A 4376-nucleotide genomic window follows, 5' to 3' on the forward strand; every position below is an offset into this window, starting at 1 on the left:
AGAGCAGGAACGACGCGCAGCGTTCCCCGACTGGCTGCACACCTACAATCACCACCGCGGACACACCGCGCTCAAGGGCCAACCACCCGCCAGCCGCGTCCCCAACCTCACGGGGCAATACACCTAGCGCTCTCGCGCGGCTGGCCCTGGGCGGGCCGGATGATCCTGACGCGTCCGCGTGACCTGCCCCGGCGGTGCAGCGCGAAGGGGAGCCCCGAGTGCGTTCCGGATCACGCCGGCCCTGATGTTCTGTGGTCGGCTCGCCGCGGGGCGCTGGTGTCGGCGCGCGGTGGCTGTCGTTCGGCTTGGCGTGGCCGCGCGACTGGCCCTGAGCGGTAGATCGCCGGCGGCGCCGTCAGCGCGTCCCCGATCACGCAGTCCTGTTCGTCGGCGGCTGGTTCACGGCGGGGTACTGCTGCCGGTGCGCGGTGTGCTCGGGCTGTCGTACGACTTGGCGTGCCCGCGCGGCTGGCCCTGGGCAGGCGGACGAGCCTGGTGCGCCCGCGTGACCGCCCTTGGACGGACGGCCCCGAGTCCCGCCGTCCCTACTCGTCGTCCTCGTCGTCGTCCAGGCGGGCCAGCCACGTGGCCAGTCGTTCGACCGGGACCTCGAAGTCGGGGTTGAGGTCGACGAACGTCCGCAACTGCTCGGCGAGCCACTCGAAGGTGACTTCCTCCTCGCCGCGCCGCTTCTCCAGTTCCTCGATGCCACGGTCCGTGAAGTACATGCCGTCAAGGATAAGTGCGCCGAAACGGCCGGGCCGCACCCCTCGGAAGAGGGATGCGGCCCGGTGACGTGCTGCCCGCGTGAGCGGTTACGCCTCGAACACCTCACGCACCAGCTGCTCCTGCTCCGCCTGGTGCCGCTTCGCCGAACCCACCGCAGGGGACGACGAGTGCGGGCGGGAGATGCGGCGCAGGCGCTCCCCGTGGGGGACCTCCGCGCCGACCGCCAGGTCCAGGTGGTCGATCAGGTTGAGGGCGATGAACGGCCAGGCACCCTGGTTCGCCGGCTCCTCCTGGGCCCACAGGTACTTCTCGGCGTTCGGGTACTTGGCGATCTCCGCCTGGAGCTCGGTGCCCGGAAGCGGGTACAGGCGCTCGATGCGGATGATCGCCGTGTCCGTGATGCCGCGCTTCTGACGCTCGGCCTCCAGGTCGTAGTACAACTTGCCCGCCACGAAGACGACCTTGCGGACCGCGGCGGCGTCCACGGACGCGTCGCCGATGACCGGGCGGAACTGACCCGAGGTGAACTCCTCCGTCTTCGACGCGGCGGCCTTGAGGCGCAGCATCGACTTCGGGGTGAAGACCACCAGCGGCTTGTGGTGCGGGTTGTGCACCTGCCACCGCAGGAGGTGGAAGTAGTTCGACGGCAGGGTCGGCATCGCGACCGTCATGTTGTTCTGGGCGCAGAGCTGGAGGAAGCGCTCGACACGGGCCGAGGAGTGGTCCGGGCCCTGGCCCTCGTAGCCGTGGGGGAGGAGCAGGGTGACACCGGACGTCTGGCCCCACTTCTGCTCGGCCGCCGAGATGTACTCGTCGACGATCGTCTGCGCGCCGTTGACGAAGTCGCCGAACTGCGCCTCCCACAGCACGAGCGCGTCGGGACGGGCCAGCGAGTAGCCGTACTCGAAGCCCATGACCGCGTACTCGGACAGCAGCGAGTTGTAGACGTTGTAGCGCGCCTGCTCCTCGGCCAGGTACTGGAGCGGGGTGTGCTCCTCGCCCGTCTCGCGGTCGATGAGGACCGCGTGGCGCTGGCCGAAGGTGCCGCGCTGGGAGTCCTGGCCCGACAGCCGGACCGGGGTGCCCTCCAGGAGCAGCGAGCCCACCGCCAGCGTCTCGCCCATGCCCCAGTCGATCGTGCCGTCCTCGACCATCGCCGCCCGGCGCTGCAGCTGCGGCAGCAGACGCGGGTGGACGTTGAAGGTGTCGGGGATGTTGACCTGGGACTCGGCGATCCGCTTCACGACCTCCGCGGAGATCGCGGTGTTCACGGCGACCGGGAACTCGGCCTGCGGGTCGGAGACGGGACCCGCGGCCGACTGGGCCGTGACGGCCTCGCGGACCTCGGTGAAGACCTTCTCCAGCTGGCCCTGGTAGTCCTGCAGCGCCTGCTCGGCCTCTTCCAGGGTGATGTCGCCGCGACCGATGAGGGACTCGGTGTACAGCTTGCGCACCGAGCGCTTCTTGTCGATCAGGTCGTACATCAGCGGCTGGGTGAAGGCCGGGTTGTCCGACTCGTTGTGACCGCGGCGGCGGTAGCAGATGAGGTCGATCACCACGTCCTTGTTGAACGCCTGGCGGAACTCGAAGGCGAGCCGCGCGACGCGCACGACGGCCTCCGGGTCGTCGCCGTTCACGTGGAAGATCGGGGCCTCGATCATGCGGGCCACGTCGGTGGCGTACATGGAGGAGCGCGAGGACTCCGGTGCCGCCGTGAAGCCGACCTGGTTGTTGATGACGATGTGGACCGTGCCGCCGGTGCGGTAGCCCCGCAGCTGCGACATGTTCAGGGTCTCGGCCACCACGCCCTGGCCCGCGAAGGCCGCGTCGCCGTGCAGGGCGACCGGCAGGACGGTGAAGTCCGTGCCGCCCTTGTTGATGATGTCCTGCTTGGCGCGGGTGATGCCCTCGATGACCGGGTCGACCGTCTCCAGGTGGGAGGGGTTCGCGGCCAGCGAGACCTTGATCTGCTCGCCGTCGAGACCGGTGAAGGTGCCCTCGGCGCCCAGGTGGTACTTCACGTCGCCGGAGCCGTGCATCGACTTCGGGTCGAGGTTGCCCTCGAACTCGCGGAAGATCTGCGCGTACGACTTGCCGACGATGTTGGCGAGGACGTTCAGCCGGCCGCGGTGGGCCATGCCGATGACGACCTCGTCCAGGCGGGACTCGGCGGCCGAGTCCAGCACCGCGTCCAGCAGCGGGATGACGGACTCGCCGCCCTCCAGGGAGAAGCGCTTCTGGCCGACGTACTTCGTCTGCAGGAAGGTCTCGAAGGCCTCCGCGGCGTTCAGCCGGCGCAGGATGCGCAGCTGCTCCTCGCGCTCCGGCTTGGTGTGCGGGCGCTCGATGCGGTCCTGGATCCACTTGCGCTGCTTGGGGTCCTGGATGTGCATGAACTCGATGCCGGTGGTGCGGCAGTACGAGTCGCGCAGCACGCCGAGGATGTCGCGCAGCTTCATGAGGGACTTGCCGGAGAAGCCGCCGACCGCGAACTCGCGCTCCAGGTCCCACAGGGTGAGGCCGTGCTCGGTGATGTCCAGGTCGGGGTGCTTGCGCTGGCGGTACTCCAGCGGGTCGGTGTCGGCCATCACGTGGCCGCGGACCCGGTAGGAGTGGATCAGCTCGAAGACCCGGGCGGCCTTGGTGACGTCGTCGTCGTGCGAGGCGTCGATGTCCTTGAGCCAGCGGACCGGCTCGTAGGGGATGCGCAGCGCTTCGAAGATCTCGTCGTAGAAGCTGTTCTCGCCGAGCAGGAGGTTCGCGACGATCCGCAGGAACTCGCCGGACGCGGCGCCCTGGATGACCCGGTGGTCGTAGGTCGACGTGAGCGTCATGACCTTCGAGATGCCGAGCTTGTTCAGGGTGTCCTGGGAGGTGCCCTGGAACTCCGCCGGGTAGTCCATGGAGCCGACGCCCATGATGACCGACTGGCCGGGCATCAGACGCGGGACCGAGTGGACCGTGCCGAGGCCGCCCGGGTTGGTCAGGGAGACCGTGACACCCGAGAAGTCGTCCATCGTCAGCTTGCCGTCGCGGGCGCGGCGGACGATGTCCTCGTAGGCCTGCCAGAACTCGAAGAAGTTCAGCGTCTCGGCCTTCTTGATGCCCGCGACGACCAGCTGGCGGTCGCCGTTGGGCTTCACCAGGTCGATGGCGAGGCCGAAGTTGACGTGCGGCGGCTTGACGAGGGTGGGCTTCCCGTCCTTCTCCGCGTAGTGCCAGTTCATCGACGGCATGGCCTTGATGGCCTGCACCATCGCGTACCCGATGAGGTGCGTGAAGGAGATCTTCCCGCCCCGGGCGCGCTTGAGGTGGTTGTTGATGACGATGCGGTTGTCGAAGAGCAGCTTCACCGGGACCGCGCGCACGGACGTGGCCGTGGGCAGCTCCAGCGAGGCGTTCATGTTCTTCGCGACCGCGGCGGCGGGGCCGCGCAGGGTCACCATCTCGGGGCCCTCCGCGGAGGCACCCCCGGCGGCCGGCTTCGCGGCGGGCTTCGCAGCGGCCGGCTTGGCGGCCGGAGCGACCTGCGCCGGAGCGGCCGGGGCGGCGGCCTTGGCCGGGGCCGGAGCCGCGGCGGCCGGCTGGGCTGCCGGAGCGGCGGCCGGAGCCGGCGCGGGAGCGGCGGCCGGGGCGGCGGCGGCCGG

General features: G+C 69.7%; 2 protein-coding genes and 1 pseudogene. 1 reads left to right on the plus strand and 2 read right to left on the minus strand.

What is annotated here, in order from left to right; all coding sequences use genetic code 11:
- Nucleotides 1-127, plus strand: a pseudogene (locus tag EHS43_RS38450) (IS481 family transposase); the annotation flags it as partial.
- Between the two features lie 418 nt (nucleotides 128-545).
- Here EHS43_RS38450 and EHS43_RS38455 read toward each other — a convergent pair.
- A complete protein-coding gene (locus tag EHS43_RS38455) occupies nucleotides 546-728 on the minus strand; it encodes a DUF6104 family protein (RefSeq protein ID WP_019058231.1) in 183 nt (60 codons plus the stop codon).
- A gap of 87 nt (nucleotides 729-815) precedes the next feature.
- On the minus strand, nucleotides 816-4376 hold a 3561-nt coding region (locus tag EHS43_RS38460; protein WP_125195231.1), incomplete at its 5' end, for a multifunctional oxoglutarate decarboxylase/oxoglutarate dehydrogenase thiamine pyrophosphate-binding subunit/dihydrolipoyllysine-residue succinyltransferase subunit.

The organism is Streptomyces sp. RP5T, from assembly GCF_003933965.1.
Lineage (GTDB): Bacteria > Actinomycetota > Actinomycetes > Streptomycetales > Streptomycetaceae > Streptomyces.